The sequence below is a fragment of the Bacillus sp. 05T31 genome (assembly GCF_056396725.1).
This window is the reverse complement of record NZ_JBFTMA010000702.1, coordinates 1-2,298: the sequence shown is the minus strand read 5'-3', so window position 1 is coordinate 2,298 and position 2,298 is coordinate 1. Positions and strand designations below refer to the sequence as shown.

Genomic DNA, 2,298 nt, shown 5'->3' with positions numbered 1-2,298 from the left:
ACTCGTTACTGCATCATTTTTTTGTGCCTTCGCTGCTGTCGTTACACTCTTTGCAGTTTTTTCCTCTTCACCAATTTTAGTGATTAATCCTAAAGCCTTTTTATTATATTCTTCAAGGTTCTTGTTATCTTTTGTTTCTGAAACTAGCTTATTTAATATCTCTTTCGCTTCTGTATAATTTTTCTTACTTATTAACTCTCTTACTTTCACCAGTTGCTCTTCATACTTCTTTTTTTGTTCTAAGATCGCTACTAATGCTGTTCGTTCTTCCTTGGCTTGTTTTATAAGCGTATTATTTCCATTCTTCATGTTCTCTACTTTTTCAAATGACTTGATTGATTCTTCTACCTTTGTTTCTTCTTTTAACTTCGCTGCTTCAATCATTACTTTCGTTTGTTCTACAAGCACTTTTGCATCTGAATCATCTTTTTTCTCATCTAATGCTCGTTCAAATGATGATAAAGCATTTTTATATTCTTTATTCGTTAACGCAGTCTTCCCCTCATCCATTGCTTTGTCAAAATCCCCATTACTACATCCAGCTAGCATTAAAAACGTAAGTCCAATTACCGTTAATAACTTTCTCATTTTCTCTCCCCCTATATATACCTAAAACAATAACATCATATGTATAAAAGTCTGTGTAGTAATTAGACTGAAAGTAAATATGTACTGTACATTTCATTTACTATCATTACTTAAAACTCCTAAATAGTTGGTAGTTGGTTTTCTTCTTCTTTTAAGACAGAAAGGAATTTTAATAAAGCCCTTACTCAGAATCTTTACTACACACACTCTTATACACATAGAAAAATCATTTTTCGTTTATAGTTTGCTATTTCCTTGACTTTACATATTCTTAGTTTATTGGAATACAAACCATAATTCGTAATAAATCGAAAACATTAGAAAACAAAACGTAACAAAAGTTACGTTTTGTAATCATTCTGTAACTTAAATGTAACATGAAGATTTTAAACATACAATAGTTTTTTTTACATTATTTTCMCCTTCCACATTTTAAGATCCAATAAGATTCCAACCCTAATTTCATCTCCCACCTACTATTGGACTATCGCTCTTCAAACGCTTTAAGAACCGGACTTATTTCCTAAATCGTTAAAATCAATTACATAGATTGCTCTTTTTTCAACAAAACACTACGAAAACGTATAAACTTTTCCTTCCATACCTTTACACATCAAATATATATAATAAAGCTAGTTTTTATACTTTTTTTGAAATAAGCACATTCGTGAAGCGGGAAGACATTTATCTTCCCTTGTGTTTTTTATTTGCAGCTAATTCTTTTGCTAGATGCTTTTTTTTATGCCAAATAATATAAAAAAGGTATCCTCAAATACTTTGAGGATACCTTTTCACTTTTATTATCTTTGCTGTTTTCTACCTAATACGAGTAATCCAAAACTCATCATTACAAGAAGTGCTCCCATATATGGCTCCACAGGCATTTTCTGCCCTGTCTTCGGTAATTCTTTTTCAGGTTTCTCTGGATTCGTTGTTCCAGGCTTCTCTGGATTCGTTGTTCCAGGTTTCTCTGRATCTGTTGTTCCAGGCTTCTCTGGATTCGTTGTTCCAGGTTTCTCTGGATCTGTTGTTTCCGGTTTTTCTGGATCTGTTGTTCCAGGCTTCTCTGGATCTGGTTTTTCCGGTTTTTCTGGATCTGGTTTTTCCGGTTTCTCTGGATCTGGTTTTTCCGGTTTTTCTGGATCTGTTGTTTCCGGTTTTTCTGGATTTGGTGGTGCTAAATGACTCAATTTGTTTAATACTTCTAATTGAACTGAACTTATCATTCCTTTTGTAATTTCAAATGGAATTGGATTAGTTAATTTTTCATATCCTTTTGGTGCTTCTACTTCTACTAGTGTGTAGTTACCTACAGATAGATCTGAGACTGTTGCTTTTCCATCTTTATCTGTTGTTACTCTCGCGACTATTTTACCTTTTTCATCATGAACTTCAAACACAGCTCCTGCTAATATATTCTTGCTTTCAGCAGCCATTTTTGTAATTTCCACTGAACCTTTGTCTAGCTGTTCATTCTCTACTTTCAATGATAAGACTTCTGTCATACCTTTTTTAATTTCGAATGATACTGGTTCTGTTAGCTTTTTATAGCCTGGTAAACTTTCTTTCTCTACTAATTTGTACTTTCCTACAGATAAGTCTGAGATTTTTGCTTTTCCTTCTTTATCTGTTTTTACTTCTGTTACTACTTTGCCTTGCTCATCTTGTACTTCGAAGACTACGCCTTCTAATACCTACGCCTTCTAATAC

At 33.1% G+C, this 2,298-nt stretch carries 2 pseudogenes; both read right to left on the bottom strand.

The features are described from left to right. A pseudogene (locus AC1DJR_RS26870) lies at positions 1 to 588 on the bottom strand (hypothetical protein); the annotation flags it as partial. Between the two features lie 800 nt (positions 589 to 1,388). Further along, a pseudogene (locus tag AC1DJR_RS26865) lies at positions 1,389 to 2,279 on the bottom strand (MSCRAMM family protein); the annotation flags it as partial. Positions 2,280 to 2,298 lie beyond the last annotated feature (19 nt).